This is a genomic window from Kitasatospora sp. NPDC023176 (assembly GCF_055560495.1).
The window spans coordinates 56,651-81,196 of the sequence record NZ_JBVHIP010000019.1 but is presented as its reverse complement, the minus strand read 5'-3'; the positions used below and the strand labels follow the sequence as shown (position 1 = coordinate 81,196).

The following is a 24,546-nucleotide window of genomic DNA, read 5'->3' as shown; positions in this document are numbered from 1 at the left end:
GTACCCCGACCCTACGCAGGCCGGACGCGACGGCCAAAACCGCAGCCCGGCCCGGGCCGAGCGGCGTCAGCCGCCCTCCGGCCCCTCCCGCAGCCGGCCCGCCGGGGTCGATCCCGGGGACCGTCCGCTGGGAGCTGCCGTGGCGAGGGGTTCACCGGTGGGCGCGAGCATGCCGGTCCTCCCATGCGACGGCACGACGGGCGCTCTATTACCCCGCCCCGGCGGATCGATGCGCCCCGGCTCCGTGGAGGTCCGGTGAAGGCCCGCGGCGGCCCGTCCCGCCCCGGCGGCGGCCATTTCCGGCGGTGAGGGCGCTGGGGTAGCCTCCGTGGCGGTACCCACCGCACCCGGAGCATCGACCGGCGCCGTCCGGTTCCCGCCCGGCGGTGCCCACGACCGGATGCCGGGCCCAGGCCCCGCGTTCTACGGAGGCGACGTTCGATGGCTGGCCTGACCACGACCGACGGTTCACGGCAGCGCCCGGGAAACGAGCCGGACACGGCACTCGTGAACGAGCCCGAGCTCCGGCAGTTGCTGGCGGGGCTCACGGCCGTCCGGGACGGCGACTTCAGCACCAAGCTGCCCGATGACGAGCACGGGCTGCTGGGCGAGATCGCCTCGGTGTTCAACGGGATGGTCGACCAGCTGTCGCACTTCACCTCCGAGGTGACCCGGGTCGCCCGGGAGGTCGGCACCGAGGGCCGGCTCGGCGGCCAGGCCCAGGTGCCGGGCGTCTCGGGCACCTGGGCGGACCTCACCGACTCGGTCAACGCGATGGCGGGCAACCTCACCTGGCAGGTGCGCGGCATCGCCCAGGTGACCACGGCGGTGGCCCGCGGCGACCTCACCCAGAAGATCGAGGTGGACGCCCGGGGCGAGATCCTGGAGCTGAAGAACACCGTCAACACGATGGTCGACCAACTCTCCTCGTTCGCCGGGGAGGTGACCCGGGTCGCCCGGGAGGTCGGCACCGAGGGCCGGCTCGGCGGCCAGGCCAAGGTCGAGGGCGTCTCCGGCACCTGGCGCGACCTCACCGACTCGGTGAACTCCATGGCCGGCAACCTCACCGGGCAGGTCCGTGCGATCGCCCAGGTGGCCACCGCGGTGGCCGAGGGCGACCTCTCACAGAAGATCACCGTCACCGCACGCGGGGAGATCCTGGAGCTGAAGGAGACCATCAACACGATGGTCGACCAGCTCTCCTCGTTCGCCGACGAGGTGACCCGGGTCGCCCGGGAGGTCGGCACCGAGGGCCGGCTCGGCGGACAGGCCAAGGTCGAGGGCGTCTCCGGCACCTGGAAGCGGCTCACCGAGAACGTCAACGAGCTGGCCGGCAACCTCACCCGGCAGGTCCGGGCGATCGCCGAGGTCACCAGCGCCGTCGCGGCCGGCGACCTCACCCGCTCGATCACCGTGGACGCCTCCGGCGAGGTCGCCGACCTCAAGGACAACATCAACTTCATGGTCGAGTCGCTGCGCGAGACGACCCGCGCCAACGAGGAACAGGACTGGCTGAAGACCAATCTCGCCCGGTTCTCCGCGCTGATGCAGGGCCGGCGCGACCTGGGCGTGGTCGCCGAGTCCGTCATGGACGAACTCGCCCCGCTGGTCGGCGCCCAGTGCGGCGCCTTCTACCTCGCCGAGGACAGCGGGGCCGGGACGATACTCCAGCTCGTCGGCTCGTACGCGTTCCCCGACGGCGAGCGGCCCACCCGCTTCCGGCTGGGCGAGTCGTTCGTCGGCCAGGCCGCGCGCAGCCGGCGAACCATCGCCGTCGGCGCCCTGCCGCCCGGCTACCTGGCCGCCTCCTCCGGCCTGGGCCGCACCGAGTCGCTGTCCCTGATCGTGCTGCCGATCGTGGTCGAGGAGCAGGTCCTCGGCGTCATCGAGCTGGCCTCCGTACAGCCGTTCACCCAGGTCCACCGGGACTTCCTGGACCAGCTGATGGAGACCATCGGCGTCAACGTCAACACCATCATCGCCAACGCCCGGACGGACGAACTGCTCGGCGAGTCCCAGCGGCTGACCGCCGAACTCCAGGCGAGGTCCGCCGAGTTGCAGGCCCGGCAGGAGGAACTCCAGTTCTCCAACGCCGAACTGGAGAACAAGGCGGAGCTGCTGGCCACACAGAACCGGGACATCGAGACCAAGAACCTGGAGATCGAGCAGGCCCGCCAGGAGCTGGAGGAGCGCGCCCACCAGCTGTCCCTCGCCTCGAAGTACAAGTCCGAGTTCCTGGCCAACATGAGCCACGAACTGCGCACCCCGCTCAACAGCCTGCTGATCCTGGCCCAGCTGCTCGCGCAGAACCCCACCCGCAACCTGAGCGCCAAGCAGGTCGAGTACGCCGGCATCATCCACTCCGCCGGGTCCGACCTGCTCCAGCTGATCAACGACATCCTCGACCTGTCCAAGGTCGAGGCCGGGAAGATGGACCTCAACGTCGACGCGGTGCCGCTGCACACCCTGCTGGACTACGTCGAGGCCACCTTCCGCCCGATGACCGGTCAGAAGAACCTCGCCTTCTCCGTCCGGACCGCGAACGGGGTCCCCGGCGAACTGCGCACCGACGACTACCGGCTGCGCCAGGTGCTGCGCAACCTGCTGTCCAACGCCGTCAAGTTCACCGAGCACGGCCAGGTCGAGCTGCGCATCGAGCCCGCCGCCGAGGCCGAACTGCCGGACGGCGTGCGGCGCGGCGTCCCGGTGCTCGCCTTCCGGGTCACCGACTCCGGCATCGGCATCGCGCCCCAGCACCTGGAGACCGTGTTCGGCGCCTTCCAGCAGGCCGACGGCACCACCAGCCGCAAGTACGGCGGCACCGGCCTCGGACTGTCCATCAGCCGCGAGATCGCCTACCTGCTCGGCGGCGCGATCACCGTGGAGAGCACCCTGGGCCAGGGCAGCGCCTTCACCCTCTACCTGCCCGTCGAACACGAGGTCGCCGCCGAACCCCCGGCGGCGTCCGGACCGGCCACCGGCGGCGCCGCGCGGCCCACCGCGGACCACCCCCACGACCCGGCCGACCACGCCGCCCCCGGGCAGCCGCGCCGGCTCCTCGTGGTCGAGAGCCGCCCGAACGGCCTGCTGACCCTGGTGGCGGAGAACGCCGTCGCGGACCTCGCCCGCTACTCCGCGGGGCACCGGCAGGTCGACATCGTCACCGCCGTCGGCGCCCAGGAGGCCGCCACCGCCCTCGCCACCGCGCCCTGCCACTGCGTGGTCCTGGAACTGGACCTGCCGGACGGGACGGCCGCGACCCTGCTCTCCGAGATGGAGGGCGACCCGGCGCTGCACACCGTGCCGGTGCTGGCGCACAACAACCGGAGCGTCACCGCCGAGCACCCGGACACCCTCGGACGGCCGGACGGCCGCCCGCTGGAACTGCTCACCAGCCTCGACGAACTGCGCGAACGGATCGCCCTCCACATGAGCGCCGACCACCCCGGCGGCGCCCTCCCACCGGTGCGCGACACGGACCGGGTCCAGGCCTGGAGCCCCGACGCCGGGCCGGCCCTCTCCGGGCGCACGGCCCTGGTGGTCGACGACGACGACCGCAACCTGTACGCGATCACCAGCATCCTGGAACTGCACGGGATGCGGGTCCTCCAGGCCGAGAACGGCCGCGCCGCCCTGGAGTCGCTGACCGCCCACCCCCGCATCGACGTGATCCTGATGGACGTGATGATGCCCGAGATGGACGGCTACACGGCCACCGCGGCGATCCGCGCCATGCCCGAGCACGAGGGACTGCCGATCATCGCCGTGACCGCCAAGGCGATGATCGGCGACCGGGAGAAGAGCCTGGCCGCCGGGGCGAGCGACTACATCACCAAGCCGGTCGACGCCGACGAGGTGATCAACCGGATCACCCACCACCTCGCCCGGTAACCGCCGTACGGAGCCGCAGTCCACGACCCAGGAGCCCACCACCGTGCAGCACCCCCAGGAGCAACCCGCGGCCGACCACACCCCGGCGGCCGACCCGGGCCCCGTCCTCCCCCGGGTCGGCGCCCAGCGGACCCCGGACGACCCGCAGCCACCGGCCGGCCGGGAGGCGGACCGCACGGCGACGGCGATGGGCCGGCTCGCCAGCACGGTGGATCGGCTGCGCCAGGAGCTGGACCAGGCCCAGGCCGACTCGGCGGGCCGCGCCGTGGTCGAACTCGCCGTGGGCGTCCTGGTGGAACGCCTGCGCTGCGGCCCCACCGAGGCCGCCCGGCAGCTGGAGGGCCTCGCCGCCCAGGCCGGGGTGACCACCCTGGCGCTGGCCGCCGACCTGGTGAACCAGGTCGCGGCGGACCGGATCTCCGCGCTCGCCCGCGAGTTCGTCGCCGGGACGGCGGTCCAGCCCGCGGAACCGGTCGCACGGCGGCTGCGCAGCATCGAGGCGGACACCCTCGCGGGCGGCGACGCCGCGACGGCGGCGCGCTCCATGCTGGAGCACGCCCTGCGCCCGCTCGGCGTGGCCGCGGTGGCCGTCTGGGCCGCCCACCCCGACCTCTCGCTGTCCCTGGCGGGCAGTGCCGGCTTCCAGCCGGACGAGGCCCGCCACTGGCGGCACGTCCCACCCGGCGTCCCCACCCCGGCCCGCCGGGCCCTGGACGAACGCGGCACCGTCGCCTACCACACCCTCGCCGACGCCTCGCTCCCCTCGATCGGCCAGCACGACGTCCGGGGCGGCCGGCTGGCCGTTCCGGCCGGCGTCGGCGGCCGGCTGATCGGCGTGCTGGAGATCTGCTGGCGCGAGGAGCTCCCCGAGCGCTCCCAGCCGCTGCAGCGGCAGTTCGAGGCACTCGCGGAGGTCGCGGCCGCGACCCTGGAGTCCTGGGACGGCCAGGAGTTCTCCACCACCGACCCCACCGACGCCCGGTTCGACGAGCTGCGGCAGCTGACCGACGGACTGTTCGACCCCTGCCTGGTCCTGCGGGTGGCCCCGGACGGCGACGAGCTCCCGCCGCGGTTCGTGGTCCGGCACGTCAACCCGTCCTTCGTGGACTTCGCCGGCCGCCCCACCGTGGCCATCGTGGGCCGGCGGCTGCTGGAGGCGTACCCGCTGGCGGCCGAGCCGGGCGGCCTGGCCGAGATGATCGAGCACGTCTTCGCCACCGGCGAGCCCTTCCGGACCCAGGAGATGCGGCTCGCCGCACTGGTCGACGGGGTGCCGCTGACCACCCGGGCCCAGGTCAGCATCAGCCGGCACGGCACCCACCTGGTGGTGGTCTGGCGGCTCGACGACGGCACCCCGCGGGTCGCCCGGCTGCTCCAGCACGCCCAGCGCCTGGGCCGGATCGGCGGCTTCGAGGAGAACCTGGGGACCCGCCAGATCGCCTGGAACGAGACCCTGTTCGAGCTGCACGGGCTGGCTCCCGGCTCGCAGCCGATCTCCCTCGAGCAGCTCGCCGAACACGCCCACCCGGACGACCGGCACACCATCGGCCGCTTCCTGCGCACCCTGCTGCACCACCGGCGACCGGCCTCCACCGCCTTCCGGCTGCAACGCCCCGACGGGGTCACCCGGCACATCCGGGTGGTGGCGGAGCCGGTGCACGACCCCGGCAGCGGACTGCGCGTCGTCCGCGGCGCCTACCAGGACATCTCCGCCCAGCACTGGACGGAGGTCGCCCTGGCCGCCACCCGCGACCAGCTCGCCCAGAGCGAGCAGCAGGCCGCCGAACGCAGCCGGCTGGCCCTCCAGCTCCAGCACGCCATCATGCCGCCCGCCCGGGGCCCGCTGGACCTCCACGACCTGCACGTGGCCGTGCGCTACCGCCCCGCCGAGAAGGACCACCTGGTCGGCGGCGACTGGTACGACGCCCTCGTCCTGCCCACCGGCGACGTGCTGCTGTGCGTCGGCGACGTCGCCGGGCACGGCATCGAGGCCGCCACCGGCATGGTCGCGCTGCGCAACGCCCTGCGCGGCCTGGCCGCCACCGGCGCCGGGCCGGCCCAGCTGCTGAACTGGCTCAACAGCGTCACCCACCACCTCACCGACAACGTCACCGCCACCGCGGTCTGCGGACTCTACGAACCCGCCACCCGCCGGCTGCGCTGGGCCCGCGCGGGCCACCCGCCGCCGGTGCTGCTGCGCGAGGGCCGGGCGCGGACCCTCCCGCAGCTCGGCGGGATCCTGCTCGGTGCCCTGGACCAGGCGGACTACCAGGAGGACGAGTTCGTCCTGGAGGCCGGGGACACCCTGGTGATGTACACCGACGGACTGATCGAGCGCCGGGACGAGTCGCTCCAGGCGTCGCTGAGCAACCTGATGACCCTCTCCGAACGGGCCCACCGGCTGTCGGCCGACAGCGCGGACGGTCTCGAAGGGCACCTGGACCACCTGCTGCAGTACAGCAGCGCCGACACCGACGACGACACCTGCCTGGTCGGGGTGGCCGTCCGCTGAGCCCGGCCGGCTCAGCCCGCCGGGCTCAGCAGAGCGCCGGGCTCAGCCGGCCACCGGGCCCTCCTTGAGCACCCGGGCCACGATGGCGACGGCGGCCGTCACGTCCTCGGCGCTCACCCCGTTGTGGACCACCAGGCGGATCCGGCCGTGGCCGAACTCGGTGGCAGCCACGCCGTGGTGGGCCAGCGCGTCCAGGAAGGTGCGCCAGCTGAACCGCTCGTCGGTGACCTCGAAGATGACGATGTTGGTCGCGACGGTGTCCACGTCCAGCTCCACGCCGGGGAGCACGGCCAGCCCCTCGGCCAGCCGCCGGGCGTTGGCGTGGTCCTCGGCCAGCCGCTCCCGGGTGTCCAGGGCGACCAGGGCGGCGGCGGCCAGCAGCCCGGCCTGGCGCATCCCGCCGCCGAGCATCTTGCGCAGCCGGCGGGCCTTCCCGACGAACTCCGCGCTGCCGGCCACCATCGAGCCGACCGGTGCGCCGAGGCCCTTGGACAGGCAGAACTGCACCGAGTCGACGTGCGCGGTGATCTCCGCGACCTCCACCCCGGCGGCGATCGCCGCGTTGACCACCCGGGCGCCGTCCAGGTGCACCGCGACGCCCCGTTCGTCGGCGAAGCGGCGCACCTCCGCCAGGTAGTCCAGCGGCAGCACCATCCCGCCGCAGCGGTTGTGGGTGTTCTCCAGGCAGATCAGCGAGGGCAGCGCGAACTGGGGGTCGTCCGGGTCGTCCGGGAAGGCGGCGGCGAGGTCGGCGAGCGCGATGGTGCCGTCGGCCTGGTTCGGCACCGGCTCGTAGACGACTCCGCCGCAGACGGCGGCGCCGCCCGCCTCGTACAGCCAGATGTCGCTCTCGGCGCCGACCACGGCCTTGGTGCCGCGCGGGGCGTGGGCCATGATCGAGGCCAGGTTGGCCATGGTGCCGCTCGGGAAGAAGCAGGCCGCCTGCTTGCCGGTGAGTTCGGCGGAGCGGCGTTCCAGCTCGTTGACCGTCGGGTCCTCGCCGTAGACGTCGTCGCCGAGCCGCGCCCCGATCATCGCGGTGAGCATCGCGGGCGTCGGCAGGGTGAAGGTGTCGCTGCGCAGCTCGATCACGGCGGGAAGGCCTCTCGTTCCAGGACGGTGCGGTCGCGGATCCCCGCACGCGCGAAACCCTGCCCGGTCGGTTCTTGATGGAAAGTCAGTGAATGGAGTTCGGATAGCCGGTGACGAACTCATTTGCCGAGTCGCCGACTTGGGGTGCGGACAGCCCCCACCTCGAACTCTTCGGATGCTATTCAGCGCGCCGATCCGCCGTCAAGGGTGGTCTTGATCTCCTCGCCGGAAGAACGCCAAGTCAGCTCGATTGATCGTGAGTTCATTCTTTTGCTTGCACAGCCGGTGGGCAGCTCCTACTGTCATGGAGTGATCAGGAGTCGCGGCAGCGTGCTGCCCTGAGCACCGTCATCGGTCGGCCTGACTCGGCGTCGACCCAGACAAGGCCATCCCCAAAAGGGAGAGAGCAGGGAAGTCCGTGGGTGAGCGGCAGCGGTCCGGCGTGGTCGCCGGAACCGGCATCGTCGACGTGGCCGGAATCGGCTTCGGCCCCTCGAATCTGGCCCTCGCGGCCGCCATCGCGGAGACCGCCGACGGGGCCCCGGTGACCGCGCGCTTCTTCGAGGCGCAGCCGCGTTTCGGCTGGCACCGGGGCATGCTGATCGAGGGCGCGACCATGCAGGTCTCGTACCTCAAGGACCTGGTGACGATGCGGAATCCGCGGAGTCCGTACTCGTTCCTGTGCTATCTGCAGGCGAAGGACCGGCTGGCGGACTTCATCAACACCAAGTCCGCCTACCCGCTGCGGGTGGAGTTCCACGACTACCTGGAGTGGGTTGCGGAGAGCTTCGCGGACCTCGTCTCCTACGGGTCGCGGGTGGTGGCGGTCGAGCCGGTCACCGGCGAGCAGGGGATCGAGTTCCTGGACGTGGTCTTCGTCGCGGCCGACGGCACCCGGCAGGTCCAGCGCGCCCGCCACCTGGTGGTCGCCGCCGGGATCGAGCCGCGGCTGCCCGCCGAACTGCCGGTCTCGGCCCGGATCTGGCACACCTCCGGGTTCCTGCCGGAGGTGGAGCGGATCGCGCCGCAGGACCCGCGCTCCTTCGTGGTGCTGGGCTCGGGCCAGAGCGCGGCGGAGGCGATCGAGCACCTCCACGCGCGCTTCCCTCGGGCGCAGGTGCACTCGGTGCACGCCCGGTACGGCTTCAGCGTCGCCGACGACAGCCCGTTCGCCAACCAGGTGTTCAATCCCGAGGCGGTGGACCGTTTCCACACCGCGCCGGACGACGTCCGACAGCGCCTCGTCGAATATCACGCCAGTACCAACTACGCGGTGGTGGACGCCGATCTGCTGAACTCGCTGTTCCGGCAGGCGTATCTGGAAAAGGTGGCCGGAAAGCCCCGGCTGCATTTCCACAACGTCTCCCGGATCCGCGAAGTGGCGGAAACTCCGGACGGTCTGCGGGTCGACGTCGAATCACTGTCCTCCGGCACCAGCACCGTCATCGAGGCGCAGGCGCTGGTGTGCGCGACCGGGTACACCCGCACCGATCCGGCGGTGTTCCTGGACGGCCTGCTGCCGCACTGCCGGTTCGACGACCAGGGCCGGCTGCGGCTGGACCGGGAGCACCGGGTGGTCACCGACGACGGCGTGCGGTGCGGGATCTACGTCCAGGGCTTCGGCGAGCACAGCCACGGGCTCTCCGAGACCCTGCTGTCGCTCTCCGCCGTCCGGGCCGGGGAGATCGGCGACATGCTCGTCAAGGCGCTGTCCGGCTGACCGGGGCGCCGCGCCGGGTCACCGGCACGCCCGGACGCCGGGCCACCGGCACGCCGGAACACCGGCACGCCTGAACGCCGGCATGCCGCAACGCCGCAGCGCCGAACCGCTGAGAGGGAGAAGGACGAGTGTTCACGCCGAAGCTCTACCAGGTGGACGGGGACGACTGGCCGCTGCGGGTCGTCGAGCGGCATCCGCTCGCGGTGCTCACCAGCAACGGGCACCCGACGCCCAACGCCACCCACATCCCGGTGATCGTGCCGCCGGACACCACCGTCGGCAGCCCGCTGCTCGGGATGCGCCTGTGGACCCACATGACCCGGGCGAACCCGCACTTCCGGCAGCTCGTCGCCGACGGCGGCGGCCCGGCGAAGCTGGTCTTCCACGGCCCGGACGGCTACGTCACGCCGACCCTCTACTCCGCCCCGATGGTCTCGCCGACCTGGAACTACGTGGCGGTCCACCTGGAGGGCACGGTGGAACTCGCCGGGGACGACGAGACCCTGACCATCGTCCACACCACCGCGCAGACGCTGGAGGACCGGTTCGGGGACAAGATGCCGCTCGCCCCCTCGCTGGAGTACCACCGGCAGATCGTGGGCGCGGTCGGCGGCATCCACTTCACCGTGACCAAGGTCGAGGCGATGTTCAAGCTGAGCCAGGAGAAGGACGCCGAGGTCCGGCAGCGGGTGATCGACCGGTTCGCCGACAGCGGCTCGGGGCTGCACCGGGAGGTGGCCGACACCATGCGGGCGCTGCGGCTGGGCACCGAGGCCGGCTGAGCCGGAGAACGCCGGAGGCCCGGGGCGGGTACCGCCCCGGGCCTCCGGCGTTCCCGTCCGGGCGGGTCAGCCCTGGGCGGAGTCCATGGCGCGCCGCAGGCTCAGCGGGCGCATGTCCGTCCACACCTGCGCCACGTGGTCCAGGCACTCCTGGCGGGTCCCCGCGAAGCCCTCGACCCGCCAGCCGGCCGGGACGTCCCGCTCGGCCGGCCAGACGGAGTACTGCTCCTCGTCGTTGAGGACCACCAGGTGCCGGCGGTCGTCGTCGAGCTCGCTCATGTGCGTTCCTTCCGTTGGGGGCCTGGGAGAGGCCCGGACAGGGCCAAGGGCCTGTCTTCAAACTCCCGCCTGCGGGGCGACGCCGGGCCACGCACCTCGCCGCGTTGTCGTCGGTTGCCAATGCGCTGCATTGTCGTCCTCCTCCGCCTTGCGATGCACGCACCCCACCGCCGCCCCGCCCGCCCTCCGGGCGGACGACGGGAGTGTGAAGACAGGCCCTAGTCGATCGGGTAGCCGGGCAGGGGGAACTTGGCCGCCAGTTCGGCGACCTGGGAGGAGACCGCGTAGCGGACGTCGTCGGACAGCAGGTAGCTGCGCGGCCCTAGCGTGGTGACGGCGGACAGCACGGTGTCGATCAGCTCGGCGCAGCGGGCCGCCTCGGGCCCGCCCATCCCCCGGTGCGCGGCGCTGTTGGAGCCGAGCCGCACCCCGCCGCCGACCAGCGGCGGGGTGGTGTCGCCGGGCACCCGGTTCTTGTTGACCACGATCCCGCACTCCTCCAGCGCCTCCTCGGCCACCAGGCCGCTGAGGCCGCGGGCCCGCAGGTCCACCAGGACGGTGTGGTTGTCCGTGCCGCCGGAGACGATCGGGTAGCCCCGCTGGGCGAGTTCGGCCGCCATGCCGCGGGAGAAGGCGACGATCCGCCCGGTGGTGGCCGCGAAGCCCGGGGTCGCCACGATCGCCAGCGCGCGGGCCTTCGCCGCGATGGCGTTCAGCGCGGGGGCGCCCTGGTAGTACGGGAAGATCGCGCGCTGGAGGAAGGCGGCGAGGTCGCCGTTGCCCCTGGGCGCCGGGGCGTCGTGGTCCCGGCCGACCAGGATCAGGCCGCCGCGCGGGCCGAACAGCTGCTTGTGGGTGCAGGCGGTGGTGATGTGGGCGTGGTCGACCGGGCTCGGGTGCAGGCCGGTGGCGACCAGCCCGGCGACGTGCGAGATGTCCGCCATCAGGTAGGCGCCGACCTCGTCGGCGATGGCCCGGAACCGGGCGAAGTCGACGATCCGGCTGTAGGCCGTCGCCCCGCAGATGATCACCCGGGGGCGGTGCTCCCGGGCCAGCCCGGCCACCTGGTCGTAGTCGATCAGCCCGTCCGCGTCCAGCCCGTAGCCGACGGCGTCGAAGTACTGCCCGGCGTACGCGGCCGGGCTGCCGTGGGTCAGGTGGCCGCCCTCGGCCAGGGTCATCCCGAGCAGGGTGTCCCCCGGGTCCAGCAGGGCGGACAGGACGGCGTAGTTGGCGGTGGTCGCCGAGTGCGCCTGGACGTTGGCGTAGCGGGCGCCGAAGACGCTCCGGGCGCGCTCGATCGCCAGCCGCTCGATGTCGTCGATGACACCGCAGCCGGCGTGGTAGCGGCGGCCCGGGTAGCCCTCCGCCGTCACGTTCACGGCGGTGGACGCCTGCGCGGCCAGCACCGAGGGGTCGACCACGCTGGAGGAGGCCACCAGGGAGAGGGTGGCGTTCTGCCGGGCCTGCTCGCGGGCCAGCACCCGGTGCAGCTCCGGGTCGTCGGCGGCGAGCCGCTCGGCGCCGGTGAGCAGCAGGTCGCGCACGATGTCCTCGGAGTCGTCGGCCTCCTCGGCGTCCTCCGGGGCGCGGGCGGGGGCGGGTGAAGCTGACATGGGATCGTCCTTCGTCAGAGTGGCCGGGCGAGTTCGCGTGCCAACGCGGCCACGGTGGGGAAGTCGAACAGGGTCCAGACGTCGAGGTCCACTCCGAGCGCGGCCCGGATCCGGGTCGCCAGCTTCACGGCGGCCAGCGAGTGGCCGCCCAGTTCGAAGTAGTCCTCGTGGCGGCCGACCTCGGCGACGCCCAGCGACTGGGCGAACAGCGCGCGCAGGGCCGGCTCCAGTCCGGATCCGGTGTCCTCGGCGTCCTCGGTCTCCCCGGCTTCCCCGGCGTCGTCGGCGGGGGCCTGAGCCTGGGGCTGGGCCTGGTTCTGGGGCTGGGCCTGGGGCTGAGCGGCCGGCTGGGCGAGGTCGGCCAGGGCACGGCGGTCGAGCTTGCCGTTGGCCGATGTGGGCAGCGCGGCCAGCACGGTGAACTGCTTGGGGACCAGGTAGCCGGGAAGCAGCCCGGCGAGCGCGGAACGGCATCGCTCCGGGTCGAGGGCACCCGGCGCGGTCGGGACCAGGAAGGCGGCCAGCCGGCGGGCGCCGTCCGGCCCGACCGGGAGCACGGCGGCCTGGGCGACGCCCGGCAGGCCGCGCAGCACGGTCTCGACCTCGCCCGGTTCGATCCGGAACCCGCTGATCTTGACCTGGTCGTCCAGTCGCCCGAGGTACTCGATCCGCCCGTCGGTGCGGTGCCGGGCGAGGTCGCCGGTCCGGTAGAGCCGGCCGCCCGGGGTGAAGGGGTCGGCAACGAACCGCTCCCGGGTCAACTCCGGCTGCCGGTGGTAGCCGAGGGCGACCTGCACCCCGCCGATGCACAGTTCGCCCACCACACCGACCGGCACCGGTTCGAGCCGCTCGTCCAGAACGTACAGCCCGGTGTTGGCGATCGGCCGGCCGATCGGTACGTCACGCCCGGCGAACTCCCGGGTGGCCTGCCAGTGCGAGACCTCGATGGAGGCCTCGGTGGGCCCGTAGAGGTTGTGCAGTTCGCAGTCCAGCCGCTCGAAGAAGGCCCGGACGGTCGACGGGGTGAGCGCCTCGCCGCTGGCGAACACCAGCCGCAGGCCGGCGCAGTGCTCGGGCAGTTCGTCCTCTTCGAGGAAGGCGTCCAGCATGGACGGCACGAAGTGGACGACGGTGATGCCCCGGTCGCGGATGGTCCGCTTGAGGTAGCGGGTGTCCCGGTGACCGCCCGGGCGGGCCACCACCAGGCAGGCGCCGGAGACCAGCGGCCAGAGGAACTCCCAGGCGGAGACGTCGAATCCGAACGGGGTCTTCTGCAGCACCCGGTCGGCGGGGGTGAGGTCGAAGCGCTGCCGGCGCCAGTGGACGGTGTTGAAGACGCCCGCGTGCCGGTTGAGCACGCCCTTGGGGCGGCCGGTGGAGCCGGAGGTGTAGATCAGGTAGACCGGGGTGTCGCCGGTGATCTCCGGGCGCCCGACGGCCTCCCCCGGGTCCTCGACGGCCTGTCGGACGGTCAGCGCGGTGACGCCCGGAAACGTTTCGAGGTCCTCGGGGCGGCACAGCACCGTCCGGGCGCCGGAGTCCTCGATCAGGTGGCGCACCCGCTCGGCGGGCAGTTCGGGATCGAGCGGCAGGTAGGCGAGCCCGGCCTTGAGCACCCCGAGGATCGCCACCACCAGCTCGGTCGAGCGCTCCAGGTGGATGCCGACGAAGCCGGATCCCTGGGCGGACAGCAGCCGGCGGCTCACCAGACCCGCCCGGCGGTCGAGTTCGGCGTAGCTGAGCAGCTCGCCCTCGAACTCGACGGCGGGCGCGGACGGGGTCGCCCGGGCCTGCTCCTCGAAGGCGGCCACCACGGTGGAGTCCGGATAGGGCGTCCGGGTGCCGTTCCAGTCCGTGAGGATCCGCTCGCGTTCCTCCGCCGAGCCGAACCGGGCCCGCCGGGCCGGGGCGTCGGGGTCGGTGACCAGCGCCTCCAACAGCCGGGCGGCGTGGGCCAGCACGCGTTCGGCGGTGGGTCGGTCCAGCAGCGCCGGGTCGTACGAGGCTTCCAGCGCGGCGCCCGGGCCGTCGGCGCGCAGCAGCACGGTCAGCGGGGCGTCCGACTCCGGGCCCGGCCCGGCGGGTCGGGTGCCGAGGTCCTGTCCGGTCGATCTGCCCGGCACGATCGGCCGGACAGGGCCGAGGTCCTGCCAGATCCGGCGCAGGCTCGCCTCGTCGGCGACCGTGATCCGGGCCTCGTCGGGGCCGTCCGGCCGCTCCAGTGTGACCATGACCTCGTCCTGGCCGCCGTAGTGGTGCAGCAGGACGGCGAGGACGGCCGCGAGCCCGGTGTCCGGGCTGCCGCCCAGCTCCTGACCGAGGCTCAGGAAGCGTGCCAGGACCGGCGCCGGGAGCGGGTGCGTACCCGAAGCACTGCGGCTGACCGGCTGATCGGCGAGCCACCGGTCGCACGGCAACCGCACCATCCCGACGGCCGCCGTCGTGACGAGGCCACCGGCGGTGTGTGGGCCGGTCATTGGAGACTCCCGAGAGTGAGCATGCACCGGACAGGTTCTGGATCAAGGGATACCTCACCCGTCGAGGGATGACAACCAACTTCCTTTCGCCCCGGAGTTTTCCGGCCCTCCGCCCGGAAGGATCTTCCGCAGCGTGCGCATCGCTGACAGACTGGTCCTTGATCGCCCGCCGGCCGGCCCGCCCTTTCCGCCCCGACGCCCCGGGCGGCACGGCGACGCGCCGGCCCTCCGCCCCTGCACTCCGCCCCGGCACTCGCCCCGGCCCTCCGAACGCCCCGACCCCCTCCAGCGATGGGAGCACGATGCCCGGTTCCGTCGGCGCGACCGACCCGGCCGAGCGGTACGAACTGTCCTCCGGTCAGGAGGCGTTGTGGATGTTCGAGCAGCTGGCGCCCGGCACCGCCGCCTACCACGTCCCGCTCGCCTTCCGGCTGCGCGGCCCGCTGCGCACCGATCTGCTGCGGGCCGCGCTGACGGTGGTGGTGCGCCGCCAGGAGGTGCTGCGCACCGCCTTCCGGGAGGACGACGGCGAGCCGTACCAGCAGGTCCTCCCGCCCGGCGAGGCCGAGTTGCCGCTGTACGAGGTCGCCGACGGGGACGAGCTGGCGGCCGCGCTGCACCGGGAGGCGCGCGAGCCCTTCGACCTGGCGGCGGGCCGGCCGTTCCGGCTGCGGCTGTTCCGGCTCGGCCCGGAGGAACACGTGCTCAGCCTGGTGATGCATCACATCGCCACCGACGGATGGTCCTTGCGGGTGCTCACCGACGAACTGTCCGCCGGGTACGCGGCGCTGCTGGCCGGCACGGACCCGGAGGCGGCGCTGCCCGAACTGCCGGTGCCCTACCGGCGGTACGCCCGGTGGCAGCGGGACTGCTTCCAGGGCCCGGAGCTGGAGGAACTGCTCGGCCACTGGGCGGAGGCGCTGCGCGACGCGCCGACGGTCGACCTGGCGGACGGGCGCCCGCGCCCCCGCCGGCCGTCCTTCGCCGCCGACCGGCTGGTGGTGCGCCTGGACCCGGGGCTGCGCCGCGCCCTCACCGAGCTGGCCCGGGCCGCCCGGGTGTCGCTGTTCTCGTGGCTCGGCGCGGCCTTCTCACTCGCCCTGACCGAGCGCACCGGCCGCCCCGACACCGCCTTCGCCACCCTGCTCGCGGGCCGCGGCGAGCCGGAACTCGAACCGCTGATCGGCTACTTCGTCAACATGGTGGTGCTGCGCACCGACCTCGCCGACGACCCGGCCTTCTGCGAGCTGGCCGCCCGGCTGAACGCCGCCAATCTGCGGGCCATCGACCACGAGGTGCCGTTCGCCACCGTGGTGCGCCGCCTCGCCCCCGCCCGCAGCCCCGGCCGCAACCCGCTGGCCCGGGTCACCCTGCAGCTGCGCACCGGCGGCAGCTCCCCGGGCCGCCCGGAACTGCCGGGCGTGGCCTGCGAGGACGTCGACCTGTACCCCGGGCAGCACGCCTTCGACGCCACGGTGACCTTCATCGAGGACGGCCCGGACTTCCTGCTCAGCATCGAGTACTCCACCGAGGCGTTCGACGCGCCGTGGGCCGCCGGCCTGGCCGACCAGTTGCGGGGGCTGCTCCGGGCGGCCGTGGAGCGCCCCGGTGCCCGCGCCTCCCGGCTGCTCGCCCGCACCCGATCCGATTCCCACCCCGGAGACCCTGGAGCCGCGACATGACCGAGCACGCCGATCCCGTCCTCCCGGTGCTGTGGAGCGACCACACCGACGCCGTCGAGTCCGGGCCGCTGACCGGCCTGCGGGCGGCCGCGCCCTCGGACCTCGCCGCCGGGCTGTGCGCGCTGCTGCTGCGCTACGGCGGCCTGCGGCCGGTCACCGTCTGGGGCCGCACCGACGCCACCCGGGAGTGGACGGCCTGGCGCACCGAGCCCGCCGAACTGGCCGGAACCGGATCCTCCACGCCCACCCTCGGAGCCTGCCGGGCCGTCTTCGCCCGGCACCTGACGGGCTTCCGGGGCGGGCTGGAGCTGTCCGTCGATCCCCAGTCCTCACCGGCCGTGTTCGCCTTCTCCCCCGCCGCCGACGGCAGCTGGACGCTGCGGCTGCGGGCCGCCGCCCGGCCCGACGACGCGCAGGCGCTGACCCGGATCACCGCCCACCTGGCGGCCTGCCTCGACGCCCCCGACGAGCTCCGGATCGACCGGGTCGACCACCTGACCACCACCGAACGGGAGCTGGTCGCGGAGTTGAACCGCCCGCAGCCACCGCTGTCCGAGCCGGTCTGCCTGCACCACCGGGTGGAGCGGCAGGCGGCCGCGGCCCCGGAGCGGATCGCCGTGGTCCAGGGCCCGGTGAGCCTCAGCTACGGCGAACTCGACGCCAGGGCCGAGGCCCTGGCCGCCCGGCTGGCCGGGCTCGGGGTGGGGATCGGCGGCCGGGTCGGCGTGGCGGCGACCCGCGGCGTCGAGCTGGTGGTGGCGGCGTACGCGGCGCTGAAGACCGGCGCGGCCTTCGTCCCGCTGGACCCGATGCTGCCCGCCCACCGCCGCGCGGTGCTGCACCGGCTGGGCCGGGTGGACGTGGTGGTCGCCGACACGGCGGGCGCCGCCAACGGCGCGGACGGCAGCACCGAAGAGGTCCCGGTGATCGTCCTCGGCCCGGTCGGGGAACCGCCGTCGGCCACCGCCGGGGAGCCCCGCCCGGACGTCCCGGTGACCGGCCGGGACCTCGCCTACGTCATCTTCACCTCCGGCTCCTCCGGCGAGCCCAAGGGCGCCCTGCTCGACCACGTCGGCCGGACCAGCATGATCCTCGACCTCAGCGCCCGCTACGGCCTCGGCCCCGGCGACCGGATCCTCGGCGTCTCCTCGCCGAGCTTCGACATGACGGTCTACGACGTGTTCGCCGCGCTGATGACCGGCGCCACGCTGGTGCTGCCCGAGCGCGGCCGGGAGAACGACGTCGAGCACTGGGCCGAGCTGGTCGAGCACGCCGGGATCACCGTCTGGCACTCCGTCCCGTCCTCGCTGGCGCAGTTCCTGCGCACCTGGGGCACCGGCCGGGCCGGCGCGCTGCGGGCCTTCCTGCTGGGCGGGGACTGGATCCCGCTGGCCCAGCCCGAGGCCGTCCGCAGGGCCTTCCCGCAGGCCCGCTTCATCAGCCTGGGCGGCGCCACCGAGGTCTCGGTGGACAGCACCTACTACGACGTCACGGCCGTCGACCCGCGCTGGCGCTCGATCCCGTACGGGCGGCCGATGACCAACCAGAGCGCCCACGTGCTGGACGCCTTCGGCACGCCCGCCGCGGTGGACCAGCTCGGCGAGCTGTTCCTCGGCGGGCTGGGCGTCGGCTGGGGCTACCAGGACCGGCCCGCCTTCACCGCCGAGCGCTTCCTGCCCGACCCGTTCTCCGCCGTCCCCGGCGCCCGGCTGTACCGCACCGGCGACCTGGCCCGGCTGCGGGCGGACGGCGAGCTGGAGCTGATCGGCCGGGTCGACCACCAGGTGAAGATCGGCGGCGTGCGGATCGAGCTGGGCGAGATCCAGTCCTGTCTGCGCGAGCACCCGTCGGTGGCGGACGCCGTCGTGGTGCCGGTGCGCGACGCGGCGGGCATCGCCCAGTCACTGGCCGCCTATGTCTCGGTGGCCGGAACCGCCGGGGCCTCCGTCGAGGAGCTGCGCGCCCACCTGCGCGAACGGCTGCCGGAGAGCATGGTCCCGGCCCGGGTGTTCGCGCTCGCCGAGCTGCCGGTGAACCAGAACGGCAAGATCGCCCGACCGGAGCTGGAACGGCTCGCCGCCGAGGCCGCGACCGCCCCCGCCGCGACCGAGCGCCCCGCCGACCCGGCCGTCCGCACCGCCGTCGGCGAGACCTGGCACGAGGTCCTGGGCCTGCCCGAAGTCCCAGGCGCCGCCGCCTCGTTCATCGACCTGGGAGGCAACTCGCTGGCCGCCATCCAGGTCGTCGGACGGCTCAACCGGCGGTTCGGCACCGCGCTGAAGGTGGCCGACCTGATCGCCGCCGACACCGTGGCCGCGGTCGCCGCCATCGTCACCGAGCGGCGCGGCACCAGCACCCGGCCGTCGCTGCGCTGAGGCCGGGCACGCCGAAAGGGCCGGCCTCCCAGCCGGCCCTTTCGGCGTACGGTCAGCGCCCGGCGAGCGTGCGGGCCACCGCGTCCCGGTCGACCTTGCCGCTGTGGGTGCGCGGCAGCACGGCCACCGTGCTGAAGGAGCGCGGGATGTACGGATCCGGCAGGTGGCGGCGCAGTTCCTCCGCCGCCCGGGCGCCGTCCAGCGGCCCGGCGCCCGCGTCGACGGTCACCGCGCAGTGCAGCGAGCGCGAGCCCTGCCCGTCGTCCAGGGCGACGCAGACGGCCGCGGAGACGGTGGGCAGCTCCAGCAGCCGCACCTCGACCTCCAGCAGGTTGACCCGGTAGCCGCGGATCTTCACGTCCTTGTCCCGGCGGGCCAGGAAGGTCACCTCGCCGTCCGCCAGCCGGACCAGGTCGCCGGTGCGGAAGGCCGCGGTGTGCCCCTGCGGGGTCGGGTCGACGCTGACGAAGCGCCGGGCGTTCAGCTCCGGCTGGTTGAGGTAGCCGGGCGACAACGGCGCACCGGCCACCAGCAGTTCGCCGACGTTCGGCTCGGCCGCGTCCAGCGGGTCGATCAGCAGCTCGCAGCCCGGCAGCGGCGCGCCGATCGGCGGCAGGGCGGGCCAGGAGTCGCTGGGGCCGGTCAGGGTGTGCGCCGTGACCATCGCGGACTCGCTCTGCCCGTAGTGGTTGTTCAGCCGGCACTGCGGCAGCCGGGCGAACAGCGCCCGGATGTCCGGGGTGCAGACCAGCTGCTCCCCGGCCGCGTTGACCTCGGCCAGCGCCAGGTGGTCCAGCGACTCCTCCTCGGCGGCGGCCACCGCGAGCATCTGCAGCGCGACGTACGGCAGGAAGAGCCGCTCGATCCGGTGCTCGCCCAGCCACTCCAGCAGCTCGAACGGGTCCTGGCGCAGCTCCTCCGGCACCACCACGAGCGTGCCGCCGCCGCACAGGGTGCCCAGCACCTCCTGGAAGGAGACGTCGAAGTTCAGCGGGGCGAACTGGGCGGTGCGCAGCTCGGGCCGGACGGAGTGGTTGCGCTGCCAGTCGGCCATCGTGTCCAGGCAGCTGTGCGGCACGGCGACGCCCTTGGGCAGACCGGTGGAACCGGAGGTGTAGATGATGTACGTCCACAGCTCGGGCCGGCAGTCCACCGGGTCGGCCGTGCCGGTGGTCGGCAGGCCGGCGATCGGCAGGCTGGGCACCGGCACCTCGAACTCCGGTGGCTCGTCCGCGTACAGCAGCAGGCCGGCGCCACTGTCCTTGAGCATGTGGGCGAGCCGGGCCGCCGGGTACTCGCGGTCCAGCGGCAGGTAGGCGGCGCCGGCCCACATGGTGCCGAGCATCGCGGCCACCACCGCGGCGCTGCGCCGGCCGGTGACGGCGACCCGGTCCCCCGGGCCGATCCCGGCCGCGGCCAGGCCCTCGGCGATGCCCCGGACTTGGGCCAGCAGCTCGCCGTAGGTCAGGCTCAGACCACCGTCGACGACGGCGGTCTCCCCGGCCCTGGCGAGGGCCTGCTCCTCGAACGCGGCCAGGAGGCAGGGCGGTCGGGACTCGCCGCCCCAGAGCGAGAGTGGAGCGGGACTCATTGCGGTTCCTCCAGGGGTGGGATCAGCACACGTCGTCGTCATCGGGACCGTCGTCGTCGAAGAGCTCGTCGTCGTCGAGATCCTCGTCGTCGAAGAGCTCGTCGATGCCGAGCATCCCGGCGACGACGGCGAAGTAGCGGCCGGTCAGTGCGGGCGACTCGGCGATCTCGCGCAGCATCCGCAGCCGGGCGGGCGTGACGGTCAGCCGAGCCAGCTCCAGCGTGCTCTGGTACGGCTCGGTCAGCGCCTCGTCGCGGCGGCGGGTGAACCGGGCCAGGGCGGCGTCCAGCCGTACCGGGTCCGCCGGATCGACGGTCAGCTCCTCCGCCAGGAAGGCGGCCTGGAGCAGGGCGTTGGTGATGCCGCGGGCGCTGATGGTGTCCAGGTGGTGCCCGGCGTCGCCGACCAGCACCCAGCCGGGGCCGTGCCCGCGGCGGAAGTAGTTCTGCTGGTCGCCCGTCCCGATGATCGGCTCGACCTGCTCCGCCTCGGTGAGCTGCTGGTACAGCCCGGGCGCGGTGGCGCGGACGGCCGCCAAGTGGTGGCGGAACGGGTCCTGTCTGATCTCGGTGAAACGGTCCTGCGGGAAGTAGGTGGAAATCAGGGTGAGGTCGTCGTGGGTGGGGATCCGGACGATCCAGTTCCCGGGGCTCTCGTGGAAGCCGAAGCCGGTGCTGAGGCCGGTCCAGCCGGTGTAGTACACGCAGCTGGCCCGTGGGTCGCCCGACTCGACCGGGGCGTCGACCAGTCGGGCCACCCGGGAGCGCATCCCGTCGGCCCCGACCACCAGCCGGGCGTGCTCGGTGCGCACCCCGCTCGCGGTGCGAAAGCGCACCCCGGTGACCCGGCCGTCGGAGTGGACCAGCTCCTGGAGGTTGGCCCGGTCGGCGAACTCCACGCCCGCCTTGACGGCAGCGTCGACCAGCAGTTGGTCCAGCACCCGGCGGCGCGGCGCGAAGGCGGCCGGCGCACCCGGCATCACCGGCGCCGGGCCGGCCAGCCGGACGCCGCCGACCTCGTAGCCGATGGTGTCCAGCGCGGGGCAGCCGGAGTCCAGCAGCGCCGGGAGCACGCCCCACTCGGCGAGCTTGGCCACCCCGGGCTGGTGGATGTAGAGGGTGGAGGCGGTGTCCGAGGGGAAGGCCGCCCGGTCGATCAGCAGCACCCGGTGGCCGCTGCGGGCCAGCAGCAGCGCGGTGGCGGCGCCGGCGACCCGGGCGCCCACCACCACGGCGTCCCAGCCTCCGCTCACGCCTGGGCCTCCGCGGGCTCTCCTGCCGCGGCCGGCCGGGCGTCGGCGGCCAGCTTCCGCGTGACCAGCTCCTCCAGGGTCCTGGCCGTCGCCCGTACCGTCGGCTCCGAGTAGAGCGTGACCAGCGGGAACTCCACGCCCAGCCGCTGGCGCACCCGCGCGGTGAACCGGGTGGCGATCAGCGAGTGCCCGCCGAGCAGGAAGAAGCCGTCCTCGGCGCCGATCCGCTCGACCCCGAGCAACTCCCGCCACACCCCGGCGACGAACTGCTCGGACGGCGTCCGCGGCGCCTCGCTCCCGGCGGCCTGCGAACCGGCCGGCGGCTCGGGCACCGTGAGTGCCCGGCGGTCCACCTTGCCGTTGGCGTTCAGCGGGAAGGCCCGCTCGACCACCAGCTGGGCCGGGATCATGTAGTGCGGCAGCCACTCCTTGGCGTGCTCGCGGACCGCCTCGAAGCCCGGCGGGTCGGCCGGGTCGGCGGCGGTGACGAAGGCCACCAGCCGCTGCGCCGGGCCCTCGGCCGCGACCACCACCACGGCCTCCCGCACCTGCGGGTGCCCGAGCAGCACGGTCTCGATCTCGCCGAGTTCGACCCGCATGCCGCGGATCTTCACCTGGTGGTCGCTGCGCCCGACGAAGCGGAAGGCGCCGTCGGGGTGCAGGAAGCCCTGGTCGCCGGTGCGGTAGAGGCGCTCGCCGGGGCGGAACGGGTCGGGCAGGAAGGCACCGGCCGTCCGTGCCGGGTCGTTGAGGTAGCCGCGGGCCAGGCCGAGGCCGCCGATGTGGAGGTCGCCGACCACGCCGACCGGGACCGGCCGCAGCTCGCGGTCCAGCACGTGCACGGTGTTGTTGTCGAACGGGCGGCCCAGGCTCACCGGTCCGGCGGCGGTCTCGTCGGCCGGGCCGCAGGTGTGGCAGGTCGAGTCGATCGACACCTCGGTCGCGCCCCAGGTGTTGTGCAGCGCGCCCGGCATCAGCCGGTGGAAGCGCTCGACGGTCGCGGCGGTGAGCGCCTCACCGCTGGAGGTGGTGTTCCGCAGCCGGGGCGGCACCCGGTCGGGCGCCTGCTCCACCAGGTCGAGCACCGCGTTCAGCATGCTCGGGACGACCTGGAGGTACACCGACTCGTAGCGGGTGGCGGCCTCCAGCACCGCCACCGGGTCCCGGTGGCGGCCGGGTTCGAGGACCGCCACCCGGCCGCCGACGGACAGCGGCCAGAAGATCTCCAGGGCGGAGTCGTCGAAGGTCAGCGTCGTCTTGTGCAGCACGGTCTCACCACGGGCCAGCCGGTGCTGCCGCTGCATCCAGACCATCCGGTTCACCCAGCCGCGGTGCCGGCTGGCCACGCCCTTGGGCATGCCGGTGGAGCCGGAGGTGTAGTACACCGAGACCAGGTTCTCCGGGTGCGGGGCCTCGAACGCCGAGGCGCAGGCCGGGGCGGAGACCGGGGCGTCGGGAGGCGTCGTCGGGTCGAGCGGTTCGGCGCCGGCCGTCGGGTCGAGCGTCTCGGCGCCGGCCGAGGCCGCGTCGATCTCCTCGCCCAGGGCCCGGGCGGCCAGCAGCACCGGGGCTCCGGCGTCGGCCAGGATCTGGCGGATCCTCGCCGGCGGGCTGGCCGGGTCCAGCGGCAGGTAGGCGCCGCCGGCCTTCAGGATGCCGAGCAGCCCGACCACCAGCTCCACCGAGCGCTCCAGGCAGATGCCCACCGCCCGCTCGGGGCCCACGCCCCGGGCCCGCAGCTCCCGGGCCAGCGCCTCGGCCCGCTCGTCCAGTTCCCGGTAGCTGAGCCGGGCCGTTTCCGAGACCACGGCGACGTCGTCCGGGGTGCGCGCCGCCTGGGCCTCGAACAGCTCGTGCAGGCAGGCGTCCGCCGGGAACTCGGCGTCGGTCGCGTTCACCTCGCCGGCGAGCCGGATTTCCGCCGCGGAACGCGGTTCGAGCCGGGCCAGCGGTGTCTGCGGATCGGCCAGCGCCGCTTCCAGCAGGGCACGGTAGTTCGCGCCCAGCCGGGCGATCGTGGCCTCGTCGAAGAGGTCGCTGTCATAGGCGATGACGCCCGTCACGGAACCGTCCGCGGCCCGCGTGAGGTCGAACTCCAGGTCCGTCTGGACGAATCCGGTCGGCACGTTCCAGTGGCTGGTCCGCAGGCCGTCCAATGGCAGGGCCGGCGCCGGCTCCTGGTGGTATCCGAATACCGCCTGCACCAACGGCGAGTGGCTGACGGATCCCTGACTGGCCGTCATCTTGACGATGTCGTCGAAAGGAACGGACTGGTTGCGGAAACCGCCGATGAACGTCGCGCGACAACGCTGGAGATACTCCGAGAAGCTCTCGCCGATCCGGCTCCGGCTGCGCAGCGGAAGGATGTTGACGAAGAATCCGACGGTTTCGTCGAGGGCCGCGTCGTCCCGGGTGGACACCGGCGCGCCGACCACCACGTCCCGCTCGCCGGTGTAGGTGTGCATCAGCAGGGTGAAGGCGGCCAGCAGCACCACGTAGTCCGTGGTCCGGTGCCGGGCCGCGGTCTGCCGCACCCGCTCGATGAGGGCGGCGTCGAGCGCGATGGGCAGCAGTTCGCCGTGGAAGCGCTGCCGGGCCGGGCGGGGGCGGTCCAGCGGGAGTCGCAGCAGGTCGGGGGCGTCGGCCAGGTGCTCGGCCCAGTAGGCGAGCTGACGCTCCGCCAGTCCACCGGCCAGCCGCTCGGCCAGCGCGACGCCGTACGCGCCGTAGCCGTTCCCCGTCTCCGCGACCGGCAGCGGGCGGCCGGCCAGGGCGGCCGCGTAGTCCCGGCCGATCTCGGTGCTGATCACCGCGTTCGACCAGCCGTCGGTGACGATGTGGTGCAGGTTCACCAGCAGCGTCCAGGCGTCGTCCGCCGAGCGGAACAGCCGGATGTCGAAGAGCCCGGGGCGTTCCAGGTCGAAGGGCGTCGCGGCGGCCTCCCGCACCCGGGCCCGGAGGGAATCGGGATCCCCCCTCAGGTCGTGCACGGCAAGGCTGAACTCCAGCCGGTCGGCTATCACTTGGACGGGTTGGTCGTCCATCACGGAAAAGCCGGTGCGTAAGGCGGCATGACGGGATATCAGTGCACGGATCGACTGTTCCAGCGCCGGAACGTCGAGTTCTCCGCGGATCTCGTGCGCCACCGGGCCGTTGTAGAGCGGAAGCCGCGGATGGAGGTTGTGCAGCAGCCACAACCTCCGCTGTTGCGGCGAGATCGGAACGACACGGTCGTGCATTGGACTGATCCCCCGGCTCTCATCAGTGCAAGACCCGG

13 protein-coding genes are annotated in these 24,546 nt (G+C 73.5%); 6 read left to right on the top strand and 7 right to left on the bottom strand.

The window, feature by feature from the left end; translation table 11 throughout:
• The first annotated feature begins 441 nt into the window (after window positions 1-441).
• Both ACZ3YL_RS24520 and ACZ3YL_RS24515 read left to right on the top strand, forming a co-directional pair.
• A complete protein-coding gene (locus ACZ3YL_RS24520; RefSeq protein WP_465659858.1) occupies window positions 442-3,891 on the top strand; it encodes a HAMP domain-containing protein in 3,450 nt (1,149 codons plus the stop codon).
• A 43-nt stretch (window positions 3,892-3,934) separates the two neighbouring features.
• The gene (locus ACZ3YL_RS24515; protein ID WP_317621474.1) at window positions 3,935-6,403 is read left to right on the top strand and encodes a SpoIIE family protein phosphatase; all 2,469 of its coding nucleotides are present in this window, start codon (window positions 3,935-3,937) and stop codon (window positions 6,401-6,403) included.
• Between the two features lie 42 nt (window positions 6,404-6,445).
• Here the strand turns inward: ACZ3YL_RS24515 and ltaE are convergent, their stop codons facing one another.
• Window positions 6,446-7,495 (bottom strand): low-specificity L-threonine aldolase, encoded by a 1,050-nt coding sequence (ltaE, locus tag ACZ3YL_RS24510; protein WP_465659857.1) that lies wholly within the window; start codon window positions 7,493-7,495, stop codon window positions 6,446-6,448.
• Between the two features lie 418 nt (window positions 7,496-7,913).
• On the opposite strand from ltaE, the gene ACZ3YL_RS24505 reads away from it, so the two are divergent.
• A complete protein-coding gene (locus ACZ3YL_RS24505) occupies window positions 7,914-9,215 on the top strand; it encodes a lysine N(6)-hydroxylase/L-ornithine N(5)-oxygenase family protein (RefSeq protein ID WP_317621475.1) in 1,302 nt (433 codons plus the stop codon).
• A gap of 128 nt (window positions 9,216-9,343) precedes the next feature.
• Window positions 9,344-9,997, top strand: coding sequence for an FMN-binding negative transcriptional regulator (locus ACZ3YL_RS24500; RefSeq protein ID WP_188309460.1), 654 nt, complete (start codon window positions 9,344-9,346; stop codon window positions 9,995-9,997).
• 66 nt (window positions 9,998-10,063) lie between these two features.
• Here ACZ3YL_RS24500 and ACZ3YL_RS24495 read toward each other — a convergent pair whose 3' ends face one another.
• The 3 genes from ACZ3YL_RS24495 to ACZ3YL_RS24485 form a co-directional block, all read right to left on the bottom strand.
• Entirely contained in the window at window positions 10,064-10,276 is a 213-nt protein-coding gene (locus ACZ3YL_RS24495) for an MbtH family protein (protein WP_465659856.1), read from the bottom strand.
• 218 nt (window positions 10,277-10,494) lie between these two features.
• Window positions 10,495-11,892, bottom strand: a complete 1,398-nt coding sequence (locus ACZ3YL_RS24490; protein WP_465659855.1) for a serine hydroxymethyltransferase — start codon at window positions 11,890-11,892, stop codon at window positions 10,495-10,497.
• 14 nt (window positions 11,893-11,906) lie between these two features.
• Window positions 11,907-14,369 carry a non-ribosomal peptide synthetase gene (locus tag ACZ3YL_RS24485; protein ID WP_465659854.1) on the bottom strand — a complete coding sequence of 821 codons (2,463 nt, stop codon included), beginning with the start codon at window positions 14,367-14,369 and terminating at the stop codon, window positions 11,907-11,909.
• 302 nt (window positions 14,370-14,671) lie between these two features.
• On the opposite strand from ACZ3YL_RS24485, the gene ACZ3YL_RS24480 reads away from it, so the two are divergent.
• A complete protein-coding gene (locus ACZ3YL_RS24480; protein WP_465659853.1) occupies window positions 14,672-16,051 on the top strand; it encodes a condensation domain-containing protein in 1,380 nt (459 codons plus the stop codon).
• The gene (locus ACZ3YL_RS24475) at window positions 16,048-18,426 is read left to right on the top strand and encodes a non-ribosomal peptide synthetase (RefSeq protein ID WP_465659852.1); all 2,379 of its coding nucleotides are present in this window, start codon (window positions 16,048-16,050) and stop codon (window positions 18,424-18,426) included. The genes ACZ3YL_RS24480 and ACZ3YL_RS24475 overlap by 4 nt, the downstream gene beginning before the upstream one ends.
• A 52-nt stretch (window positions 18,427-18,478) precedes the next feature.
• Here the strand turns inward: ACZ3YL_RS24475 and ACZ3YL_RS24470 are convergent, their stop codons facing one another.
• From ACZ3YL_RS24470 to ACZ3YL_RS24460, 3 genes are read right to left on the bottom strand one after another with little or no spacing between them, the layout of a single operon-like run.
• Complete coding sequence (locus ACZ3YL_RS24470; protein WP_465659851.1) at window positions 18,479-20,017, bottom strand: AMP-binding protein; 1,539 nt, start codon at window positions 20,015-20,017, stop codon at window positions 18,479-18,481.
• A gap of 22 nt (window positions 20,018-20,039) precedes the next feature.
• The gene (locus ACZ3YL_RS24465; protein WP_188309467.1) at window positions 20,040-21,269 is read right to left on the bottom strand and encodes an NAD(P)/FAD-dependent oxidoreductase; all 1,230 of its coding nucleotides are present in this window, start codon (window positions 21,267-21,269) and stop codon (window positions 20,040-20,042) included.
• Window positions 21,266-24,508 (bottom strand): non-ribosomal peptide synthetase, encoded by a 3,243-nt coding sequence (locus ACZ3YL_RS24460; protein WP_465659850.1) that lies wholly within the window; start codon window positions 24,506-24,508, stop codon window positions 21,266-21,268. Before ACZ3YL_RS24460 ends, ACZ3YL_RS24465 begins: the two co-directional genes overlap by 4 nt.
• Window positions 24,509-24,546: the final 38 nt, after the last annotated feature.